This is a genomic window from Haloarcula sp. MBLA0163 (genome assembly GCF_055632435.1).
Map to the genome: position 1 here is coordinate 2,111,781 of NZ_CM145745.1, position 20,884 is coordinate 2,132,664.

The following is a 20,884-nucleotide window of genomic DNA, read 5'->3' on the forward strand; positions in this document are numbered from 1 at the left end:
ATGGTCCCTCCAACACGCCGTCGCCTCCTCCACGGAGCCGCAGGCCTGGCGAGCGCGCTCGCCGGGTGCGGTGGCCTCCTCGACGGGAGCGCCGACTCGAGTCGAACGTCGCCGACCGCGACCGCCGGCGAGACCGACTTCGCCGGGTCCGAGGCCGACCCCGAGAACCTCGCCCTCAGGGCCGACACCGACCGGCCGCCGGTCTGGCTCGCAGACCCCGACCAAACGGACGGCGGGCGACCCACCGAGTCGGAACACTCGTACCTCCGGACGAACGCCGTCGTCGACAGCCCCGAACGCGCCGAGCGCGTCGCGGTCGCCGACATCCCCGGCGCTGACCGCGTCGGGGCGTTCCTCGACGAAACCGCGTTCGACAGCGAGACGGTGTACGTCGAGATGCACCGGGTCGGCGAGTGCTTCCGCCTCGAACTCTGCAGTGTCTCCTGGCAGCCCGACGAGGTCCAGACCGACTACACGCGCGTCACCCGCCCCTACGACGAGGCCTGCCGGGCCGACCGGGAGGTGTTCGCGGTCCGGCTCGTCAGGATTCCGGCCGCACTCGACGCTGACTCGGTGAACGGGTTCGGCTCCTCTATCGGCACCGGCGGGTGTCGACGCGGCCCGGCGGCGGAAAGCGGTTCGCCGACAACGAGCGACGACGCGACCACCCGGACCGAGACGGAGACGCGGACGACCGGGGGTGGGCAGTGATGGCACCGACGGACGGGGCGACCCGCCGCGGGTTCCTCGCCGTCGTCGGCGCGAGTGCGCTCGCCGGGTGCGGTGCCATCGAGAACCTCGGCGACGAGGAGCGCTCGACGATACGGAGTCACGAACTCCCCGACGTCGACCAGGAGGACGGCCCCCACCAGCTGGTCGCGCCGGCCGTCCCCGTCGCCATCGACGGCGCGTACCTGAGGGCGGCCCGCGACCGGACCACGGAACTGCTCGCGGACCTCCCGACGCCGCTGGGCGCCGACGAGATTCCGAACGGCTACGTCCGGGAGCGGCTGCTCGACGCATCGACGGACGCGTCCAACGCGCTCGACGAGGCTCGGCGCGCCGAGACGGCGTTCGCCTCGATGCAGGAACTGCGCCACGCTCGGGAGCACGCGCGGTACGCCGCCGCCGGGTGGCAGTTCGTCGACGGGGGCCAGTCGGTCGCCGACCTCCGCGAGGAGCGCCGGACGGCGACGTCGGCGGCGCGGTCGATGCGGTCGTCCTACGACCACCGCGGGGCCGACCCCGTCCGGGCGGCGCTGGTCCACGCACGGGTCGAGCGAGCGCTGGAGCGGGCGACCGACGACGAGCGCCCCCACATCAACTACGACGGGTCGGCGCTCCTGGCCGTCGCGGAGTGGGGCGAGGCGGCAGAGTCGACCCGAGCGCTCCTCGAGGACGCCCGGCACCTCGACTCGCGGTTCCGGGCCTCGCTCCCGTCGGACGCCGGGACCGTCGAACCGCGCCTCCGCCGGGCCGCCGAGACACTCCTCTCGACGGTCGGGTCGCGCCTGTCGACGCTCGCGCCGGAGTCGGACGCCGAGGACTGGGACACCGCCCAGCGCGTCGTCGACGACCTGCGGTTCGAGGCCGAGAGCGGCCCGAGTCGGGTCGCCGACGCCGCCGGCCCGGCCGCTGCCGTCGTCGACGCGACCGGACGGCTCGCACACTTCGACGCGCTGGAGCGCGTGCAGAACCGCGTCGAGTCCGGCGACCGGTTCCGCGTCGAGAGCGCCGCCGACGTCCGCCGGTTCAGGCAGACGGCGCTCGACGCGCTGTCGACGGCACTCGCCGACAGCGCCGAACCCGGGCTCGCAAGGACCGTCCTCACCGACGCCGCCGAACAGATCTGGAGCGCGGACTGGGAGCTGAGTCGGTCCCGGGGCGAGACCACGCCCGAGCAGTTGTCCCACCCGGTCGCGTCCTACGTCGTCGCGACGGCGCTCGCACGGGCCACACCGGCAGCGAGTCGGCGGACCGCGCAGACGCTCGAGTCCGCGTAGACGGCCGCCGACCCGGTCCGGAGTGCGAAGTCTTTAATAATTCGAGCGGGGTACTGACGTGTACAATCGGTTTTCCGGGCAGTTCTCCGCCTGGAGGGCGTTCACCGAACAACGGACAACTGTATGACCGTACGAGACACTCGGTCCAGGCCGACCCGCGACGGAGTCCACGCCACCAGCAGGCCGCCCGCCCGTTCTACACTATGAGCACGGTAGACAAGCAACTCGAAGAGGTACGAGCAACGATAGACGAAGAGGTTCCGAACCACATCTCCATCTCCGACGTCACCTACGAGGGCCCGGAACTGGTCATCTACACCCGGGACCCGAAGGAGTTCGCCGCCGACGGCGACCTCGTCCGCCGTCTGGCGTCGAAGCTCCGCAAGCGCATCACCGTCCGGCCCGACCCGGACGTGCTGACGCGACCGGAGACCGCCGAGGAGCAGATTCGGGAGATAATCCCCGACGACGCCGGCGTCAGCGGCCTCCAGTTCCTCGCCGACACCGGCGAGGTGCTCATCGAGGCCGAGAAGCCCGGCCGCGTCATCGGTCGGCGCGGCGAGACGCTCCGGGAGATAACCAAGGCGGTCGGCTGGACGCCCGACGTGGTCCGCACACCGCCCATCGAGTCCCCGACCGTCTCGAACGTCCGCGACTTCCTCACCCAGGAGCGTGACGACCGCCGGGACATCCTCGAACGCGTCGGTCGGCAGATCCACCGCGACCCGATGTCCAGCGAGGAGTGGGTCCGAGTGACCACCCTCGGTGGGTGCCGAGAGGTCGGCCGTGCGGCGTACATCATCTCGACGGCCGACACGCGCATCCTCGTCGACTGCGGCGACAAGCCCGGCGAGCGGACCGAACAGCCGTATCTCGACGTGCCCGAGGCCATCGGGTCCGGGGCGTCCTCGCTGGACGCCGTCGTCCTGACCCACGCGCATCTGGACCACGCGGCGCTGGTCCCGCTGCTGTTCGAGCACGGCTACGACGGCCCTATCTACTGCACGGAGCCCACGCGGGACCTGCTGGGCCTGATGACGCTCGACTACATCGGCCGGGCCGACGCCGCCGGCCGCAAGCGCCCCTACGAGAGCGAGATGGTCCGCGAGGCGGTCAAACACTGCATCCCGCTGGAGTACGGCGACGTCACCGACATCGCGCCCGACGTGAAGCTCACGCTCCACAACGCCGGCCACGTCCTCGGCAGCTCGGTCGTCCACTTCCACATCGGCGACGGCCTCTACAACGTCGCCTTCTCCGGAGACATCCACTACGGCAGCACCCGCCTGTTCGACGGCGCGGTCAACGAGTTCCCCCGCGTCGAGACGCTCGTCCTCGAGTCCACCTACGGCGGTCGGAACGACTACCAGACCGACCAGGACGACTCCGAGCGGAAGCTCAAGCGCCTCGTCAGGGAGGCCGCCGACCGCGACGGGACCGTGTTCATCCCCGTCCACGCGGTGGGCCGCGCACAGGAACTGATGGTCGTCCTCGAAGAGGCGATGCGCGAGGGCGACGTGCCCGAGATGCCCGTCTATCTCGACGGGATGATATGGGAGGCCACGGCGGTCCACACCACCTACCCCGACTACCTCCGCAACGAGGTCAAGGACCGCCTCCACGACGCCGACAGTAACCCGTTCCTCGCCGACCAGTTCACGCCCGTCGAGGACGGCGACGACCGCGGGGCCATCGCCGACCGCGACGAGGCCAGCGTGGTCCTCGCGCCGCCGAGCATGCTCACCGACGGCCCCGCCCGGACGTGGCTCGGAGAGCTCGCGCCCGACGCCGACTCGACGCTGGCCTTCGTCGACTACCAGGCACAGGGGACGCTGGGCAGGCGCGTCCAGCGGGGCGCCGACGAGGTGCGCATCGACGGCGACAGCGTGCCGGTGAACCTGCGCGTCGAGACGATAGACGGCTTCTCCGGCCACGCCGACCGGCAGGGACTGGAGAACTTCGTGAAGACGATGCACCCGCGACCCGAGAAGGTGCTCTGTGTCGACGGCGACGAGTCCGCCACGCAGGACCTCTCGTCGGGACTGTACCACGACTACAACGTCCGGACGTTCACGCCGGAGAACCTCGAGACGTTCCGGTTCGTCTGAGCCCACTTTTTACTGCGGGAGGTTCGCGTAGCGAACGCTCGCTTGCAGAAACATGGGGAAAACGGCCGGAAATCTCGGTCTCCGAGCTCGATTCCGGTGAACCGGTGGTTCCGCCACCGGCTGCTCGTCACTGCCTGCCCTCCCCCGCTCGCCGGCGACGGAGCGCCGGCGAGGCCACCACCGACTACGCCCGCGGTGGCACCCACCACCGCACGCAACGCTTTTTCCGACGGCGCACGCTTCCACACTCGTGAACTGGCGAGACGGTGACGGTGGGGTCCCCTTCGATTGTCGGTCGCTCCTCGCGTTCGGAACGCTGGTCGCGCTGGTGGCCACCACGGGGAGTCTCTACCTCTCGCTGGGCCTCGGCCTGACGCCGTGTCGGCTCTGCTGGTACCAGCGCATCCTCATGTACCCGCAGGTGGTCGTCCTCGGCGTCGCCGCCGCCGAGCGTCGGCCCGCCGTCGCGTACACGGCCCTGCCGCTGGTCGGTCTCGGCGGCGTGCTCGCGGCGTACCACTCGTGGCTGCAGGTGACCCAGACCACCTGCAGCGTGGGCGCGATAAGCTGTGCGCAGATCCAGTACCGCGTGCTGGGGCTGACGATACCGAACCTCTCCTTGCTCGCGTTCTGTCTCGTGGGGGTCGCCGTCGCGGTGGCGTGGCGACGCGGGTGACCTGCACGGGTTGCCGGGCGCCCCAGCGTTTTTGTCGTCGGCCACGTTGGGCCGGCTATGGAGTACACCAGACTCGGCTCGACAGGGACGACGGTCTCACAGCTCTGTTTCGGGACGTGGCGCTTCGGCCGCCAGACGGGCGACGTCGTCGAGACGGACCGCGAGGAGGCCCACGAACTGCTCGACGCGGCGTGGGAGCGCGGCATCAACTTCATCGACACCGCCAACGTCTACGGGAACCCGAACGGCACCAGCGAGGAGTACATCGGCGAGTGGCTACAGGACTACGACCGCGAGGACGTCGTGCTGGCCTCGAAAGTGTACTTCCCATTCGACGGGTGGGGCGAGCCCGGCCCGAACGACTCCGGGCTCGGCCGCAAGCACATCCGCGCCCAGATAGAGGGGACCTTGGACCGGCTCGATACGGACTATCTGGACCTCTACTACATCCACCGCTGGGACGAGGAGAGCGACATCGAGGAGACCCTGCGGACGCTGAACGACCTCGTTCGCGAGGGCAAGGTCCACTACCTCGGCGCGTCGACGATGGCCGCGTGGCAGCTGACGAAGGCCCTCTGGAAGTCCGACGTCGAGGGCCTCGAACGGTTCGAGGTCACCCAGCCGCTGTTCCACGCGGGCTACCGCGACGACGTGAAGGACTACCTCGACGTCTGTGCGGACCAGGACATCGCGGTCTGTCCGTACTCGCCGCTCGCCGGCGGGTTCCTCACCGGCAAGTACGAGCGCACGGACGACGAGGACCCGACGGCCTTCGAGGGGCCCGAGGGCGCCCGTGGCTCGCTCGACGACCGGTTCGAGGACTACTACCTCTCGGAACGCGGCTGGCACGTCCTGGACGAGATCCGTGCCGTCGCGGACGAGCTCGACGCGACGCCGGCGCAGGTCGCGCTCCGCTGGAACATCGAACAGCCGGAGTTCACCTGCGTCCCCATCGTCGGCGCCCGCACCGTCGACCAGCTCGACGAGAACGTCGGGGCGACGGACATCTCGCTGTCGGACGAGCAGTTCAACCGCATCGTCTCGGCCCGCTACGCCGAGGACGGCGAGCGGTGGGGCCACCGACGCTGAGTGGGGCCGCGGCCGCATGCGTGGGCAGGCGTACTCTTTTTCGTGTTGGACGACGGATAGTCGACGATGGCGACCGTCGCAGAGTTCACGATGCCCCCGGAGACGTTCCTGCTCGGAGCGGTCTTCGAATCGTACCCGGACGCCGTCGTCGAGATAGAGCGCGTCGTCCCGACCGGGTCGACCGTGATGCCGTACTTCTGGATCGAGGGCGTCGACGGCGAGACGGTTTGTGCGTCCCTCGCGACAGTCGGGGAGTTCGAGTCGGTCACGGTGGTCGACAGCGTCTGCGGACGGTCGCTCCTCCGGTGTAAGTGCGTGGGGACCCACGAGGGACTCCTGGGGGCAATCGTCGACAGCGACGTGACGATGCTGTCCGCGGTCGGGACCGAGTCGGGGTGGCGCGTCGACGTCCGCGGCGACGAGCAGAGCGCCATCACGGCGTTCGACCGTGCCTGTCGAGCCGCCGGTATCGTCCCGACGCTGTCGGAGCTGACCGACGCCGGGGCGGCGGCCGCCGACGGGACCCCCGAACTGACCGACAGACAGCGCGAGGCGCTGACGCTCGCCCACGAACGGGGCTACTTCAGCGAGCCCCGGACGACCACGTTAGAGGAGGTGGCCACCGAACTCGGCATCTCTCGGCAGGCGCTCTCGAACCGGCTCCGCCGGGGCTACCGGACGCTCGTCGAATCGTACGTCCTCGAGAGCTGACCAGCCGCTGACGGTATCAAGAGATTACATAGTCAACCCGCTCCGCTTTATTGCTGTCGGGACTCTTTGAATTCGATGACCGACCGGACGCCATCGACTGTCCGCGGACAGTCGGGGCACGACGCCGTCGCAGACGGCACAGCGTGTGACTTCACAGACGTATCGACCCACACTCGGACACACGAGACCCGTGCCGAGTTCGACGTGACCACGGATTTCGCGAGCCTCGCGGTCCCCGAACTCGTGGGCCGCCTCGAGGGGACAGACCCCTGTTCGTTGCCGTCGCTGTACGAGAGTGTCAACCCCGAGGCGCTGGACGAGTTGTTCGCCGACGACCGGGGAGCGAACTGCAACCTCTCGGTGACCTTCGACTACGTCGGGTACAGCGTGACGGTGCGTGACGGCGCGGTGTCCGTCTCACCGGCCGAGTAGTCCGCTCACTCCGACGCGTCGGCGGGGTCCACCACCTCGCCCGTCTCCGGATAGACGCCGACCTGCGCACACTGGTCCGCGAGCGGACAGGCCTCCGGGTCGTCGAGACACGCCGGCTTGCGCGCCGTGCAGTACTCCCGGCCGAACTGTATCATCGCCGTGTGACCGAAGCCGCACTTCTCGGGGGGTACGTCGCGTTCGATGTGCTCCCGGACCGTCTCGTGGTCGGCGTCGGCGGGTGCCAGTCCCATCCGCCGGGCGATGCGGTGGACGTGCGTGTCGACGGGGAAGACGCCGCCGCGCCCGCCGGCGAACAGGAGGACGCAGTCGGCCGTCTTCGGCCCGACGCCGTTCATCGCCAGCAGGCGGTCCCGGACCTCGTCCGGGTCGGCCTCGCGGACGAACTCGTCGAACTCGTCGGCACCGCCGTACTCCTCGCAGACGCGCTGGGCGATGGCGATTATCCGCTCGGACTTCTGGTTGTACAGGCCCGCCGACGAGATGGTCTCGGCCAGCGTCTGCTGGTCGGCCTCGGCGAGGGTGGCGGCGAGGTCCTCGCCGTCCCCTCCCGGGCCGGTCCCCTCCCCGCTCGGACCGTCCGAGGCGCTTCGCGCCTCGCTCCCGCCATACCGCTCCATCAGCGAGTCGTGTGCGGGCTGGCTGGCCTTGTCCGACGTGTTCTGGCTGAGGATCGTGCGCACCAGACACTCGAAGGCTGGCCGGCCACCGTAGGTCTTGGTCCAGTACAGCTCGCCGAGGCGGTCGACGACGGCCTCGGCCCGGGTCGCTGCCGTCGACGGGTCGAACGTCGCCGCCCGCCCGCCGCCCGACTCGCCCCCGCTGATGTTCTCCTCCGGTTCCGGGTCTGCCATGTCTGTCCGGTGGGTCCCGAGCGGCAAAACCCCTTCACCAAACACGGTCGGTACGGCCCTCCGGAGTCGCTTCGAGTGGTCGTAGCGAGCGCCTATGTCGTCGCGGCCCCTCCATCTGGTATGAGCCAGACAGTCCTCGTGACCGGCGCGACCGGAACCGTCGGGTCGGCGCTCCGCGCGGCGCTGGCCGATGGCGACGCCGTCGTCCGTGCCGCGGCCCGGTCACCACCGGGCGACGGCCCCGCCGACGAGTGGGTCACGTTCGACTTCGAGCGACCGGAGACGTGGGGCGTGGCACTGGCCGGCGTCGACGCACTGTTCCTGTTGCGGCCGCCCGAGGCTTCGCGAGTCGGCCGCCTGCGGGAGTTCGTCGACGCCGCGGCCCGTGTGGGCGTCGAGCGCTGTACCGTCCTCTCGGTGCTCGGCGCCGACCGCAACCCGCTGCTCCCGCACCGCCGGGTCGAGCGCCACGTCGCGGCCTCGGGCCTCGAGTGGACGTTCCTGCGGCCTTCCTTCTTCACACAGAACCTCACCGAGGTCCACGGTGAGTCACTCCGGGCCGGCGAAATCGCGGTCCCGGCCAGCGACGGGGCGACGAGTTTCGTCGACGCCCGCGACGTCGGGGCCGTCGCCGCACGCACGCTCACCGAGTCCGGTCACGCCGGGGCGGCCTACGACCTCACCGGCCCCGAAGCGCTGACCTACGGCGAGGTGGCGGCCGTCGCCAGCGACGTGCTCAGTTACCCGGTCGAGTACACGGCTCCGTCGCTCCCGGGGTTCGTCGTCGGCGAACTCCGCCGCGGCCGACCGTTGGCGTTCGCACTGGTGATGGGCGGTATCTACACGACGTCGCGCCTCGGCCTCGCGGGCCGGGTGACCGACGACGTGCGGCAGGTCCTCGGTCGCGACCCGCGGGACGTGCGGGCGTTCTTCGAGGACTACGCGGCGGAACTCGTGAGCGACTGAGCCAGTCGCTCAGGCGGGGTCGACGGTCAGCGTCAGGGTCAGGTCCGCGCCGTCGGCGAGCGCCGCGACGAGGTCGCGGTCCACGTCGCCGGCGGCCGCGTCGGCGCCGACCATCACGGTCCGGTCGTCGACGTAGTCGCTGGTCCGCAGGACGTGGCTCCGGTCGCTCTCGAAGGTGAGGTCGGGGTGGCCCGACCCCTCGACGGTGACCGTGTGGCCGTCGGCCTCGATGGTCGCGGTGACGGTGGCGTCGGCGTCCCGACACGCCCGGACGAACGCGTCGTCGAAGTCGGCGGGCACCGTGTCGGCCTCGATGCCGAGGATACAGTCGCCTGCGGGCGTCAGAAAGTCGTCGCTCGTGACCTCCAGCGTGCTCGCGTGCTCGCCGCTGACGTGTTCGTGGCCATGTGCGGTGACGACCGCTTCGAGTGACATACGCCGCCGTAGCCCGCGGGCGTATTTCAACGGGACGACTCGGGCCGGGCGACGGTGACCGTCACCGCACCGCACACACACTCGTAGGCCTCGCGCCGACCCCAGTCCGTCTCGAACGCCAGCGCCGGGTCGCCGAGCGCCCTGTCGCAGTCACTCGCGTCGCAGGTCGGCTCCGTCGTCTCGCGCAGGTCGTTCAGCATACACCAACAGAGGGACCGAGGCCACCTTAATCCGAGCCGTCCCCGGAGTGAAAGTGAAAGTGATGGCCGGCGCGGCCGTCGGGACGCATCCCGTCAGACAGGCGTCAGCCGTCGTCGAGACCGCCGCCTGGGGGTAAAGGATATGCCCCCAGCGAACGGGCCACAAGGTATGTCGCTGGAGTGGCGGGGCGCGGCGGTAGCGCCGGACGACGAGATGCCGACGCCGGACGAGTGGGAACCGGTGTCCGTCCCGGGCCGGCCGACGGCGTTCGCCGGTGCGGAGGCCGTGGCCTACGAGACGACGTTCTCGGACCCGCGCGACGAGGACGAGGCACACGCCGCCCTGCTCCTCCGGGGGACGTACGCACAGACACGCGTCTGGTGTAACGGCGACCGGGTCGCGACACACGACGCGTACTTCGCCCCGCTCCGGGTCCGACTGCCCGACGCCGAGGAGTACCGCGTCGTCGTCGAGTGTCGGACCCCCGAGGACCGCTTCGGCGGCCTCCACGCCACCGACGCCCTCCCCGACGACCGGTGTGTCCCGGGCATCTGGTGGGCCGCACGGCTGGAGACGTACCCGGACCCGTACGTGAGCGCGATGCGGGCGCGCCCGCGCCTGACCGATGCGGGGGCCGCCGTCGACGTGACCGCCGACGTCGTGACGACGGAGGCCATCGACGACCGCCTCACGTTCTCCCTCCGGCCGGAGGGGAACGCCCGCGGCGGCGGGATGATGGACCGCGCTCGGGTCGCGACCGGGTCGGGCCACACCACGGTCCAGCACACTATCGACGTACGCGACCCGTCGCTGTGGTGGCCACACGACCGGGGCGACCAGCCGCGGTACGTCGTCCGGGCGAAACTCGACGACGCCGCCAACGAGGTCACGACGGGGCTGCGGAGGGTCAGCTACGACGACGAGGGACTCCGGGTCAACGGCGAGCGGCTCCCTGCACGCGGCGTGACGTTGCTGGACCCGACCCCAGCCGACGTCGAACGGGCCGCCGAGGCGAACGCGAACCTCGTCCGCGTGCGTGCGCAGGCGGCCCCGCCCGCCGTCGCCGACGCCTGCGACGAACACGGCCTCCTCCTCTGGCAGGACCTGCCGCTGACCGGGCCGGGGGCGTTCGACCCCGAGCGAGGGCGCGAGTTGGCAGACGAACTGACGCGGAGCTACGGCCGGCACCCGAGCCTCGCGGCCGTCGGCGTCCACGACGACCCCGTCAGGCCGTACGCGGACGGCCTCGGCTCGGGGTTCCTCGACCGCCTGCGCTTCCGCTTTCGGGCGTGGCGGACCGACTACGACGCCGGCCCCGCCGAGGCCGTCGCGGACGCCGTCGACGCCGTTCCGACGTTTCCCGTCGTCGGACCGCCGGGCGTCGACCCCGACGCCGTCACGCTGTACCCCGGGTGGCAGTACGGCACCGTCGGCGACCTCGCGTGGCTCTGTGACCACTACGGCGTCGGCGACGTGGTCGGCGGGTTCGGGGCCGGGTCGCTCGGTAGCGACGACCCCGCCGACGAGACGGGCTTCGACCGGACCGTCCACGACGCTCGCGTCGACGGCGGCGCCACCGACTCGCAGGCCTACCAGGCACGGGTCGTCCACGCGGTCACCGAACACCTCCGCCGGCAGGCCAGCGAGGTCGCGGTCCTCGACAGTCTCCGGGACGTCGGCGGCGCCGGGATGGGCGTCCTCCGCGAGGACGGCACGCCGAAACCCGCGTACGGCGTGCTAACAGACAGCTACGAACCGACGCAGGTCCTGCTGTCGGACCCGACGCCCGGCGAGAGCGACGTGGTCGTCTGCCACGACCGACCCGAGACGGCGACGGTCACCGTCGAGTGGGACCACAACGGGGAGCGACAGCAGGAAGAGCACACCGTGGGACCGTTCGGCCGCGTCACCGTCGGGTCGCTGACGCTCGCGGCGGGCGACGAGCTGACGCTCGCCGTCGCCCTCGGTGAGAACGTGGTGACGAACGAGTACGAGATAGACGACAGTATATAAGCTATCTCGAAAGTGTGTGAATCCTTCACGACCCCGTATTCGGGTGTGTGAGGCGTCGCCACGGTATCGAGTGCACCGGAATATTTAAACAATATCCCCCGGTACTAGCAGGTACCAGAACGCTCACGCGTTCAGGCAGTATCGCGTCGCGCCCAACATGAGAGGGAACCCTTGTTATTGGTGCCAGCCCCTCGATAGCGGTGGGCCTGTCTGTGCGAGAGCGGTGATGGCATAGAGGTTTCAACAATGGCAGACTCGATAGACGAATCAAAGAACGTTACAGTAACAGAAGAGGATCTCGAAAACAAGTCGAAGGGCGAGCTCATCAAACTCGCCGGGCAGCTCCGCGACCGACGGAACGAGCTGAACCAGATGGCCTCCGAACGGGCCTCTGACCGCGACGAGCTCAACGCGAAGACCCGCGAGAAGGTCGACGAGGCCCAGGAACACCGCGAGAAGCGCGACGAGCTCAACGAGCAGGTCCAGGAGCACAAGGACAAGCGCAACGAGCTCAACGCCGAGGCCAACGAGCTGTTCGACAAGGTCGACAACGTCAAGAACGACCTCGAGCTCGACGAGGGCAAGTCCGTCGACGAACTCAAAGACGAGATCGAAGACCTCGAGTTCAAGCAGCAGACCGAGGTCCTCTCCTCCGAGGACGAGAAGGAGCTCATCGAGAAAATCGAGGACAAGCGCGAGAAGCTCCAGCAGAAGCAGGAGAAGCTCGACCAGAGCGGTGACCTCGAGGGGCTCAAGGAGGAGGCCGAAGAGGTCCGATCAGAGGCCTCGAAGCACCACCAGAAGGTCACGGAGCTCGCCGATGAGGCCCAGAAGCATCACAACCAGATGATAGAGGCCTACCGCGAGGCCGACGAGATCCGAGACGAGGCCGACGAGAAGCACGAGGAGTTCGTCGAGGCCCAAGAAGCCGCCGACCAGCACCACGAGGACTTCGTCCGCGTCCAGAAGCGCCTGCGCGAACTGGACAAGAAAGAGGAGAAGGAAGAGCGGTCCCAGCGCGAGGAGAAGCAGGAGGCCGCTCGCGAGGAGGCCGAGGAAATTTACCAGAAGTTCAAGGAAGGCGAGACCCTCGACACCGAGGACCTGATGAAGCTGCAGAAGGCCGGCAAGCTCTAGATTCCGCCATATCTTCTCTCCGTTCTCCCGTACTGTAGATGCATCACTGGCTCTCGACGCTGCTGACGAGTCACGCCGGATCACTCGCGCTCCTGCCGACGGCCGTCGGCGGCGTGGTCTTCGGGCTCGCCCTCGCGGCCCCGCCGGGACCGATGAACGCCGTCATCGCAGAGGAGAGTGCGCTCCGCGGGTGGCGGGCCGGCCTGCTCGCCGGGCTGGGAGCGATGACCGCCGACGCCTGCTTCTTCGTCCTCTCGCTGGTCGGAGCCGCGGCCGTGGTGACCGAGACGCCGGGCCTCCGGGACGCGATGGTCGCCGTCGGTGGGCTCCTGATGCTGTGGTTCGCCTACGGCGCCGTCCAGGACGCGAACGCGCTCTCGTCGGTCGACGTGGAGGCGGCCGCGACCGAGGAGAGCCGTGGCTTCCGGAAGGCGCTGGTACTGGCGCTCACGAACCCGTATCAGGTCGTGTTCTGGCTCACCGTCGGCGTCGGTCTCCTCCAACCCGGGACGCTGGACGTGCTCTCGTATCTCCCGGCCGTCGGTGCCGACGCGGCGGGTCTGTTGGTGGTCCAGACCGGCCACCCGGTACTGCTCGCGGGGCTGTTCGGGGGTATCGTCGTCTGGATAACGGGGTTCCCGGCGGCTATCGTCGCCGCCCGCCAGCGCGTCGAACGGCTGGCACCGGTGGTCGCGTGGGTGAGCGCGGCGGTCCTCGCAGGCTCTGGAGTGTTGTTCCTCGGGCGAGTCGCCGGGCCGCTGCTGGGACAGGTCCAGCGCGCCCTCGTCGACGTCGTCGTCGGACTCGGGTAGCCGCTACGAGTCGCCCATCCCGGTCGCGACGTCGTCGAGTCGCTCCGCGGAGTCCATCTCGGCGACTTCGGCTTCCAGCCACTCCTGGAACCAGCGCGTGCGCTTGAGCCGCTGGTGGACGATGGACTCCGCCGTGTCGCTCTCCACGCGGTCCTTCGCGTCCTCGCCGCGTTCGATGACGCGGTCGACCATCTCGGCGGCGTCCATGTGCGTCCGGGACTCGTAGCCCATCCGCAGGAGCATGAGCGCCGTCCCGTTGGCGCCGATCTTGTCGAGGATGTCGGCCTCGATGAGACAGCGCGTCTCCAGCGAGAGGTTCGAGAGGTCCCCCTGGTAGGAGTGGTCCTCGACGGCGCGACACACCTGGTCGACGAACGAGTCGGGGTAGTCACCGTGTGCGGTGAGGTACTCGCGGGCGATGCGAGCACCGGCCTCGGCGTGGACGTCCTGTTCGGCCTCCAACTTCGCGATGTCGTGGAAGAGCGCCGCGACCCGAGTGACGTCGACGTTCGCGCCCTCCTTGCGGGCGATCTTCGTCGCGATGTCGACGACGTTGAGGATGTGGTTGAAGCGGTACTCCGCGGAGTGCCACGGGTACCACCGCATCCGACCGCCCTCGTCCTCGTTCTCGACGCTGGCGGCGAGGTAGTCGTGGACGAACTCCTGCATCGCTTCGAACTCCTCGTCCGAGACTGGCGACTCCCTAATCTCGACGCCCACACCACCACCTCCGGCGACAGGTTCCGATATTCATCTTACAGACAAGAAGGTACGTTCGACTCTTTAGCGTTACGACAGGGCGAACGCTGTCTCTCGCGGGGATACCTCCAAGGAAACCACCGTACGACGACACGATTCCGAGTTGCCGAGGGGCGGTCCCGATGGTTGAGCGAGTGCGGGACGACAGCGCGGGTGGCACGAGTCACCCGTCGAGTCGCCGTGCACGTGCGGGACACCCCGGCAGACGGTCGGCCCGGACGACGCGACCGACAAATAACCACGTTCAGACAATTTTTGACCGCTTTAGCACTAGTCTACCGATCACACTCCCCGAATACGACACGCACGCCCACAAATATAAGTCTTTTCTCGATTTTCTGCGTTTCACATTAGGACTCGTCACGGCGGTCCGGTCGACGCGGCCGGGCTGTACGTTTATGCCAGTTCACGACCAGATTGGTGACATGGAACTTCGACCAGCAGAACCAGCCGACAGGCCGGCCATCAGGGACGTCGCACGCCGGTCGTTGCAAGCGTCGTACTCGCTCGGCCCGCAGGCGATAAACAGCGCCATCGAGGAGTGGTACGACGAGGACCGTCTCGAGGCGACGTTGGAAGACGGGGAGCGACTGCTGCTCGTCGCCGAGAAGGCGGGCCAGGTCGTCGGGTTCTCCGAGAGCGTCACCGCGGCAGACAACACCGGGACCCTGCTCTGGCTCCACGTCGACCCCGCACACCGCGGCGAGGGCGTCGCGTCGGGCCTGTTCGAGGCGACCCGTGAGCACCTCTCGGAGCTCGGTGCGACACATCTGCTGGGCCGCGTTCTCGCGGACAACGTCGAGGGGAACAGCTTCTACGAAGCACGCGGGTTCGACAAGGTCGGGACCGAGGAGGTGGAGATCGACGGCCGCACGTACGTCGAGAACCTGTACAGCGAATCCGAGCAGTGGGGCCGGGAACCCGTCGAGACGGAGGACGGTCGGACGGTGTACGTCGACCACGACAACCACGAACGGGGCTCTATCGCGCCGTTCCACATCGTCCACGTCGACGAAGGCGGCGACGACCGGTACGGCTACTTCTGTAGCAACTGCAACACGCTCGCCAACGCGATGGACTCGATGGGGCGCATCGAGTGTGACTCCTGCGGGAACGTCCGCAAGCCGCTCCGCTGGGACGCCGCCTACCTCTAGTTCCCGGTATCGTTCCGCGGCGGCGCGTCGTTCGACCCCTGGCGGGGCGGGGAGCGACGGGCCGGCCTGAGTACGAGCACGTAGTACAGCACGAACAACACGATGGCGATGCTGACGCCGACGAGGACGTCACGCACGACCGACCCGGTCGCGAGGAGTACGAGGACCATGCCACTGCCGACGAGGGGTGGGGGTGCCGCGACCATATCTGGATTATCGTTCGGCACTAATAAAACGGCGTGCGGTCGTTCTCTCTGCGTGGGAACGGCGAGTCGCAGCGGCTCTCACCGACGACGCCGCGACGAACGAGACGTGGCGCGTCGTGACAGCCGTGGTCGACAGGTGTCGACCGCTGTCACCGTGCGCTGGGCCGTCACGTCGGGTCGTACGGGCGAAGCGCATAATACCGAGAGTGACCGAGAGTAGGCATGGGTGCCGTTGGAACGAGACCGGACGGGACCGGTGTGGCCGGTGAGGTGTGAATGACGGACGACCTCGTCGATACGCTCCAGCGTATCGGCCTCACCGAGTACCAGTCGCGAGCCTACGTCGCCGCGGTTCGTGCTGGCGCCACTCGACTGCCGACGCTAGCGGACGAGGCAGACATCCCGCAACAGCGCATCTACGACGTGGCCGAGGATCTCGAATCGCTCGGCCTCCTCGAGGTGCACGAGGGCGGGCGGGCGAAGCAGGCCGTCCCCGTCCCACCCGACGTCGCGTTGACCGACCTGAAGGAGCGTCACCTCACCGAGACGCGGTCCGACTTCGATTCGGCGACCGAGAGCTTGAACCACCTGTTCAGCGAGGTCGAGACGGCCACTGGGTTCGTCACGCTCGTCGACCGAGAGCAGGCCATCCGACGCCACGTCCAGACGGGGATCGCCGCCGCGGAGTGGTGGCTCTTCCTCTCGGTGCCGCTGGCGTGGTACCGTGGCCTCGAAGGCGCCATCCGGACGGCGGTCGACCGCGGCGTGACCGTCCGCCTTCTCGTCATCTCCGACGACGAGGACGCCGTGGCGGCGACGACGTTCCCCGCGGCCGTCGCCGTCCGGCGTCGCCCCGGTGCCGACACGCTCGTCGCCGCCGACCGGGCGTACGGCGTCTTCCGTGCCATCGGCTCACCGTCGGTGACGCGGCCGGCGCTCGTGACGAGCGACGAGAACATCGTCGAGATGTTTCACCGCTACAGCGAGCAGTTCTGGTTGGCCGCCCACGTCGTCCAGGCGGCCCCGTCGGCCCCACGCCGGTTCCTGAACCCGTGGCAGGTCATCCAGACCGCGCCGGACCTGACGGCCGGCCACACCGCCGTCGTCGAGGGCCACGAGACGACGACCGGCCGGTTCGACACCTGGGAGGGGCGACTCGTCGACGCCGTGTGTGACCCGCCGATGTCGAGCGACCCACCGGGGTTCGTCCCGCGGGTCGCCAGCCTCGAACTGGCCACCGACGCCGGGCAGGTATCGGTCGGTGGCTGGGACGCGACGCTCGAGGACATCGCCGCGCACGGCATCGAACTCTCCGGCGCGGGGTGACCCCCGCTCGGACGCCCGTCGTCCTGACGTGGGCCAGCTCGAACCGCGCTCGTCACAGAGTCACGGCTCCCCGCTCGGTTCGTCACAGAAGCAGTAGTCCCGGGCGGATTCGAACCGCCGTCAAGGGCTCCAAAGGCCCTTATGATTGGCCACTACACCACGGGACTGCGCGTCGGTCGTCCATCGCGGCCCGTCCGCGAGCGGACTGTACCAGAACGAATCGCCGGAACGCACTTGAACGCTTCGAGAGTCAGTCGCTCGAGACCTCGGCCTCGAGCTCGAGCAGCCCGCAGACGTCCTCCTCCGCGTTGAAGCAGTCAGGACACTGCGGTTCGCGGTCGATGATGGTGTCGAGACGCTCGGCGACCGTCTCGTCGATGACGCCCTCGAGCTGCTTGGCCTCGGTCCGGAAGTCCTCGACTTCGAGCACCTCGACGAGGAACCGCTCGATGATGCAGTAGTTCTGGAGCGCGTCCCGCGCCTGTTGGATGCCTTCGTCCGTCAGGTCGACGCCCTTGTACTTCTCGTGGTCGAGCAACCCGCGGTCCTCCAGTTTGCCGATCATCTCGTTGGCGCTGGCGGGACTGACGTCGAGCAGTTCGGCGATGTCGCCGGTCGAGGCCGGGCCGTCCTCCTGTTCCTGTGTGAGATAGATAGCCTTCAGGTACTGTGCCTGCGTGTTCATTGTCGTTCCTCCATGAGGTCGGTCACTTCCTCGACGCCGTCGGCCTCCTCCTCGCGGATCGTCCGGAGGACGTCCAGCAACCGTTCCCGGTCGACGCTGAACGCCGTGTCGGAGGCCTCGATAGAGGCGATGAGGTCGTCGTAGAACTTGTAGGCGGTCTCCTCGTTACACAGCTGGTCGTAGAGGACGCCGTCGAAGTCCTCGTCGGCCTCGTACTGTGCCTCGACGAGCATCTGTATCTCCTCGAAAGGCACCGTCTCGGCCTCGAGGTCGTCGACCAGTTCCTCGAGTCGGCGCCGGTGGTCGGCCGACTCGGTGGCGGCGTGGTCGAGCAGGTCCCGCAGCGCCGTGTCGAGCGACGCGTCGGTCTCCTCGGCGTGTTTCGCCGCCCGCGCCTCGACGACTTCCTCCAGGACGATGCCGATCTGGAGGAGTCGGGCGAGCTGGTGGTCCGACCCGACGGGCTGTGTCAGACTCATACCGACACCCCCGGGCGTGGCGAAGTAATCATGCACGAACGTCGGGGAGGGCGTAACTTAAGCCGTTCCCTGTCACAGCGGCGCCGACGGGCTCGGTCACGTGGCGACGGCTGATGCGGGACGAGCGTGAGAGAAGAGAAGTACGGAAGACGCGGCCGCCTATTCGCGCAGGCGTTCGTAGATGAGGTCGTCGAGATCCTCGCGGAGTTCGTCGACCGCGACCTCCTCGAGGACGGGGACGAAGAAGCCCTCGACGAGCATGTTCTTCGCCGCCTCGGGGTTGACACCGCGGGAGGTCATGTAGAACATGTCCTCCTCGTCGACCTGCCCGACCGTCGCGGAGTGGGAGGCCTCGGTGTCGTGGTTGTTGATGATGAGCTTGGGCGACGCGTCGGCCTCGGATTCATCCGAGAGCATCAGCGTGTTCTCGCGCTGGTAGGAGCTCGTGTCCCACGCGTCCGTGCCGACGTCCTGGACCCCTTCGTACACCGAACGGGCCTCGTCGTCTAAGACGCCGCGGGTAACGAGGTCGGCGACGGTGTGTTCGGCCTCGTGCCAGACGCGGGAGGCGATGTCGAAGTGCTGGTCGTTGTGGCCAAAGAAGGCGCCGACGATCTGGGACTCGCTGGAGTCACCGAGCAGGCGCGTCTCGACGCTGGACTTCGTCAGGCGCGACCCGATGTTGCCCTCGATCCAGTCGATGGTGCCGTAGGTGTCGGCGTGGCCGCGCTTGACCTGGTAGTTGTAGCTCTCCTCGGAGAGGTTCTGGAGCGTGCCGTACTGGACGTAGGCGTTCTCGCCAGTGACGGCCTCGACGACGCCGGAGTAGTACCGCGACCCTTCGACGTCGTCGCCGGTGGTCTGGCGCTCGAGGATGGTGACCGAGGCGGACTCCTCGGCGACGACGAGCGTGTAGTTGAACAGCGACTGGCTGTTCATCGTCGTCCGGATCTTCACGTCCTCGGCGTCGACGCCCTCGGGGACGTAGACGACGGTCCCCGCCGAGAACAGCGCCGTCGACAGCGCGGTGAGGTAATCTCGCTGGGGGTCGACGACGGAGCCGAAGTGCTCCTCGATGAGGTCGCCGTGCTGGTCGAGCGCCTCGCTCCACGAGAGGACGTCGACGCCCTCGGCGTCGATGCGGTCCTTCTCCTGGGCGTAGTCGAGCGGGTCGACCAGCGTCTCGTAGTCGAGCGCGTCGAGGTTGGTCCACTTGCGGCCGGGCGTCTGGATGACGTCGGGCATCTCGAGGTCGTCGAGCGCCGCGAGCGCCTCCTTCCGGGTCTCGAGGAGCCACTCGGGCTCGTCGAGGTCCGACGAAATCTGTTCGACCTGGTCTTCGGAGAGTGTGGCGTGTACCTGCGTACTCATGATTATCCGAGCGAGCCCTCCATCTCCAGTTCGATGAGGCGGTTGAGCTCGACAGCGTACTCGATGGGCAGTTCCTCGGTGATGGGTTCGATGAACCCGGCGACGATCATCTGCTTGGCGTCGTCGTCGTCCAGTCCGCGCGACTGGAGGTAGAAGACGTCCTCGTCGCCGATCTTGCCGACGGTCGCCTCGTGGGCGACGTCGACCTTCGACTCCTGAATCTCCATGTACGGCATCGTGTCGGAGGTGGAGTCGTTGTCGAACATCAGCGCGTCACACTCGACGGACGTCGAGGAGCCCTCGGCGCCGTCGGCGATGTGGACCAGCCCGCGGTAGTTCGTGCGGCCGCCGTCCTTGCTGATGGACTTCGACTCGATGGTGGACTTCGTCTCCGGGGCGTTGTGGTAGACCTTCGCACCGGTGTCGATGTCCTGGCCCTCGCCCGCGAAGGCGATGGTGATGTGGTTGTCCGTCGCGCCGGGGCCCTTGAGGACGGTGGAGGGGTACAGCATCGTGGCCTTCGAGCCCATGCTGCCGGAGACCCACTCCATCGTGCCGTCGGCCTCGCAGATGGCGCGCTTGGTGTTGAGGTTGTAGGTGTTCTTCGACCAGTTCTGCACCGTGGAGTACTGGACGTGGGCGTTCTCGCCGACGAACACTTCGACGCCGCCGGAGTGGAGGTTGAAGGCCGAGTACTTCGGGGCGGAACAGCCCTCGATGTAGTGGACCTCGGAGTTGTCCTCGGCGATGATGAGCGTGTGCTCGAACTGGCCCATCCCCTCCGAGTTCATGCGGAAGTACGCCTGCACCGGCATCTCGACGGTGGTGTCCTCCGGGATGTAGACGAACGACCCGCCGGACCACACCGCGCCGTGGAGCGCGGCGAACTTGTTGTCGCTCGGGGGGACGCACTTCGTCATGAAGTGCTCCTTGACGAGGTCTTCGTGCTCCTGGACGGCCTTGTCCATGTCACAGAAGATGACGCCCTTCTCCTCCCAGCGCTCCTGCATGTTCTGGTAGACGATCTCGGACTCGTACTGGGCGCCGACGCCCGAGAGGGCGTTCTTCTCGGCCTCCGGGATGCCCAGTTTGTCGAAGGTGTCCTGGATCTCCTCGGGGAGGTCCTCCCAGGACTCCGCGCCGCCGCGGGTCTCGATGTCCGGGCGGATGTAGGGGACGATGTTCCCGATGTCGACCTCCGAGAGGTCCGGCGCACCGGGCCAGCCCTCGGGCATCGGCATCTCCTGGAACTGCTCCAGTGCGCGCAGGCGGCGCTGGAGCATCCACTCGGGTTCGTCCTTGTCCTCCGAGATGACCCGGACGGTCTCCTCGGTGAGGCCCTTCTCGGTCTCGAAGGCGGAGTTCTCCTCCTTCTTGAATTCGAAGCGAGCCTCGGTGTCGGTCTCTTTGAGGTGGTCTTGGTCTGAGCTCATTGTTGTGTAGGTGTTG

Annotated in this window: 22 protein-coding genes and 1 tRNA gene; 13 read left to right on the forward strand and 10 right to left on the reverse strand. The window is 68.3% G+C overall.

Annotated features, from left to right (window positions below; translation table 11 throughout):
• The 7 genes from ACV7GQ_RS11255 to ACV7GQ_RS11285 all read left to right on the forward strand — a co-directional run bounded on the left by ACV7GQ_RS11255 (position 1) and on the right by ACV7GQ_RS11285 (position 7,019).
• Positions 1 to 711, forward strand: a complete 711-nt coding sequence (locus ACV7GQ_RS11255; protein WP_470310336.1) for a hypothetical protein — start codon at positions 1 to 3, stop codon at positions 709 to 711.
• Entirely contained in the window at positions 711 to 2,003 is a 1,293-nt protein-coding gene (locus ACV7GQ_RS11260; protein ID WP_470310337.1) for a hypothetical protein, read from the forward strand. Before ACV7GQ_RS11255 ends, ACV7GQ_RS11260 begins: the two co-directional genes overlap by 1 nt.
• 203 nt (positions 2,004 to 2,206) lie before the next feature.
• Entirely contained in the window at positions 2,207 to 4,111 is a 1,905-nt protein-coding gene (locus tag ACV7GQ_RS11265) for a beta-CASP ribonuclease aCPSF1 (protein ID WP_470310338.1), read from the forward strand.
• A gap of 250 nt (positions 4,112 to 4,361) precedes the next feature.
• Complete coding sequence (locus tag ACV7GQ_RS11270; RefSeq protein WP_470310339.1) at positions 4,362 to 4,787, forward strand: disulfide bond formation protein B; 426 nt, start codon at positions 4,362 to 4,364, stop codon at positions 4,785 to 4,787.
• 57 nt (positions 4,788 to 4,844) lie between these two features.
• Positions 4,845 to 5,876 carry an aldo/keto reductase gene (locus ACV7GQ_RS11275; protein WP_470310340.1) on the forward strand — a complete coding sequence of 344 codons (1,032 nt, stop codon included), beginning with the start codon at positions 4,845 to 4,847 and terminating at the stop codon, positions 5,874 to 5,876.
• Positions 5,877 to 5,942: 66 nt separating this feature from the next.
• Entirely contained in the window at positions 5,943 to 6,587 is a 645-nt protein-coding gene (locus ACV7GQ_RS11280; protein WP_470310341.1) for a helix-turn-helix domain-containing protein, read from the forward strand.
• 75 nt (positions 6,588 to 6,662) lie between these two features.
• The gene (locus ACV7GQ_RS11285; RefSeq protein WP_470310342.1) at positions 6,663 to 7,019 is read left to right on the forward strand and encodes a HalOD1 output domain-containing protein; all 357 of its coding nucleotides are present in this window, start codon (positions 6,663 to 6,665) and stop codon (positions 7,017 to 7,019) included.
• 5 nt (positions 7,020 to 7,024) lie between these two features.
• Here ACV7GQ_RS11285 and ACV7GQ_RS11290 read toward each other — a convergent pair whose 3' ends face one another.
• The gene (locus ACV7GQ_RS11290) at positions 7,025 to 7,891 is read right to left on the reverse strand and encodes an endonuclease III domain-containing protein (RefSeq protein WP_470310343.1); all 867 of its coding nucleotides are present in this window, start codon (positions 7,889 to 7,891) and stop codon (positions 7,025 to 7,027) included.
• Between the two features lie 120 nt (positions 7,892 to 8,011).
• On the opposite strand from ACV7GQ_RS11290, the gene ACV7GQ_RS11295 reads away from it, so the two are divergent.
• Positions 8,012 to 8,857, forward strand: coding sequence for an SDR family oxidoreductase (locus ACV7GQ_RS11295; protein WP_470310344.1), 846 nt, complete (start codon positions 8,012 to 8,014; stop codon positions 8,855 to 8,857).
• Positions 8,858 to 8,866: 9 nt separating this feature from the next.
• Here ACV7GQ_RS11295 and ACV7GQ_RS11300 read toward each other — a convergent pair whose 3' ends face one another.
• Together ACV7GQ_RS11300 and ACV7GQ_RS11305 are read right to left on the reverse strand one after the other, a co-directional pair.
• Complete coding sequence (locus ACV7GQ_RS11300) at positions 8,867 to 9,292, reverse strand: DUF371 domain-containing protein (protein ID WP_470310345.1); 426 nt, start codon at positions 9,290 to 9,292, stop codon at positions 8,867 to 8,869.
• A 26-nt stretch (positions 9,293 to 9,318) separates the two neighbouring features.
• Complete coding sequence (locus tag ACV7GQ_RS11305) at positions 9,319 to 9,492, reverse strand: hypothetical protein (protein WP_470310346.1); 174 nt, start codon at positions 9,490 to 9,492, stop codon at positions 9,319 to 9,321.
• Positions 9,493 to 9,661: 169 nt separating this feature from the next.
• Between ACV7GQ_RS11305 and ACV7GQ_RS11310 the strand changes: the two genes are divergently transcribed.
• From ACV7GQ_RS11310 to ACV7GQ_RS11320, 3 genes are all read left to right on the forward strand, one after another.
• Positions 9,662 to 11,506, forward strand: coding sequence for a glycoside hydrolase family 2 protein (locus ACV7GQ_RS11310; protein WP_470310347.1), 1,845 nt, complete (start codon positions 9,662 to 9,664; stop codon positions 11,504 to 11,506).
• 246 nt (positions 11,507 to 11,752) lie between these two features.
• Positions 11,753 to 12,643, forward strand: coding sequence for a coiled-coil protein (locus ACV7GQ_RS11315; RefSeq protein ID WP_470310348.1), 891 nt, complete (start codon positions 11,753 to 11,755; stop codon positions 12,641 to 12,643).
• A gap of 38 nt (positions 12,644 to 12,681) precedes the next feature.
• Positions 12,682 to 13,455 (forward strand): LysE family translocator, encoded by a 774-nt coding sequence (locus ACV7GQ_RS11320; RefSeq protein WP_470310349.1) that lies wholly within the window; start codon positions 12,682 to 12,684, stop codon positions 13,453 to 13,455.
• A gap of 3 nt (positions 13,456 to 13,458) precedes the next feature.
• Here the strand turns inward: ACV7GQ_RS11320 and ACV7GQ_RS11325 are convergent, their stop codons facing one another.
• Positions 13,459 to 14,175: an HD domain-containing protein gene (locus ACV7GQ_RS11325; RefSeq protein WP_470310350.1), complete on the reverse strand. Its 717-nt coding sequence runs from the start codon at positions 14,173 to 14,175 to the stop codon at positions 13,459 to 13,461.
• A gap of 464 nt (positions 14,176 to 14,639) precedes the next feature.
• Here ACV7GQ_RS11325 and ACV7GQ_RS11330 point away from each other — a divergent pair, with 464 nt between their 5' ends.
• On the forward strand, positions 14,640 to 15,368 hold the full coding sequence (locus tag ACV7GQ_RS11330; protein WP_470310351.1) for a GNAT family N-acetyltransferase: 729 nt from the start codon (positions 14,640 to 14,642) through the stop codon (positions 15,366 to 15,368).
• Here the strand turns inward: ACV7GQ_RS11330 and ACV7GQ_RS11335 are convergent.
• Complete coding sequence (locus ACV7GQ_RS11335) at positions 15,365 to 15,574, reverse strand: hypothetical protein (RefSeq protein ID WP_470310352.1); 210 nt, start codon at positions 15,572 to 15,574, stop codon at positions 15,365 to 15,367. The genes ACV7GQ_RS11330 and ACV7GQ_RS11335 overlap by 4 nt on opposite strands.
• A 276-nt stretch (positions 15,575 to 15,850) precedes the next feature.
• On the opposite strand from ACV7GQ_RS11335, the gene ACV7GQ_RS11340 reads away from it, so the two are divergent.
• Positions 15,851 to 16,900 (forward strand): TrmB family transcriptional regulator, encoded by a 1,050-nt coding sequence (locus tag ACV7GQ_RS11340; RefSeq protein ID WP_470310353.1) that lies wholly within the window; start codon positions 15,851 to 15,853, stop codon positions 16,898 to 16,900.
• A 94-nt stretch (positions 16,901 to 16,994) separates the two neighbouring features.
• Here the strand turns inward: ACV7GQ_RS11340 and ACV7GQ_RS11345 are convergent.
• The 5 genes from ACV7GQ_RS11345 to sufB form a co-directional block, all read right to left on the reverse strand.
• A tRNA-Gln gene (locus ACV7GQ_RS11345) sits at positions 16,995 to 17,067 on the reverse strand.
• An 83-nt stretch (positions 17,068 to 17,150) separates the two neighbouring features.
• Complete coding sequence (locus ACV7GQ_RS11350; protein ID WP_220616829.1) at positions 17,151 to 17,585, reverse strand: metal-dependent transcriptional regulator; 435 nt, start codon at positions 17,583 to 17,585, stop codon at positions 17,151 to 17,153.
• Positions 17,582 to 18,064: a ferritin-like domain-containing protein gene (locus tag ACV7GQ_RS11355; protein WP_470310354.1), complete on the reverse strand. Its 483-nt coding sequence runs from the start codon at positions 18,062 to 18,064 to the stop codon at positions 17,582 to 17,584. Before ACV7GQ_RS11355 ends, ACV7GQ_RS11350 begins: the two co-directional genes overlap by 4 nt.
• 159 nt (positions 18,065 to 18,223) lie before the next feature.
• Positions 18,224 to 19,435: a Fe-S cluster assembly protein SufD gene (sufD, locus tag ACV7GQ_RS11360; RefSeq protein WP_470310355.1), complete on the reverse strand. Its 1,212-nt coding sequence runs from the start codon at positions 19,433 to 19,435 to the stop codon at positions 18,224 to 18,226.
• A gap of 2 nt (positions 19,436 to 19,437) precedes the next feature.
• A complete protein-coding gene (gene sufB, locus ACV7GQ_RS11365; RefSeq protein WP_470310356.1) occupies positions 19,438 to 20,868 on the reverse strand; it encodes a Fe-S cluster assembly protein SufB in 1,431 nt (476 codons plus the stop codon).
• Positions 20,869 to 20,884: the final 16 nt, after the last annotated feature.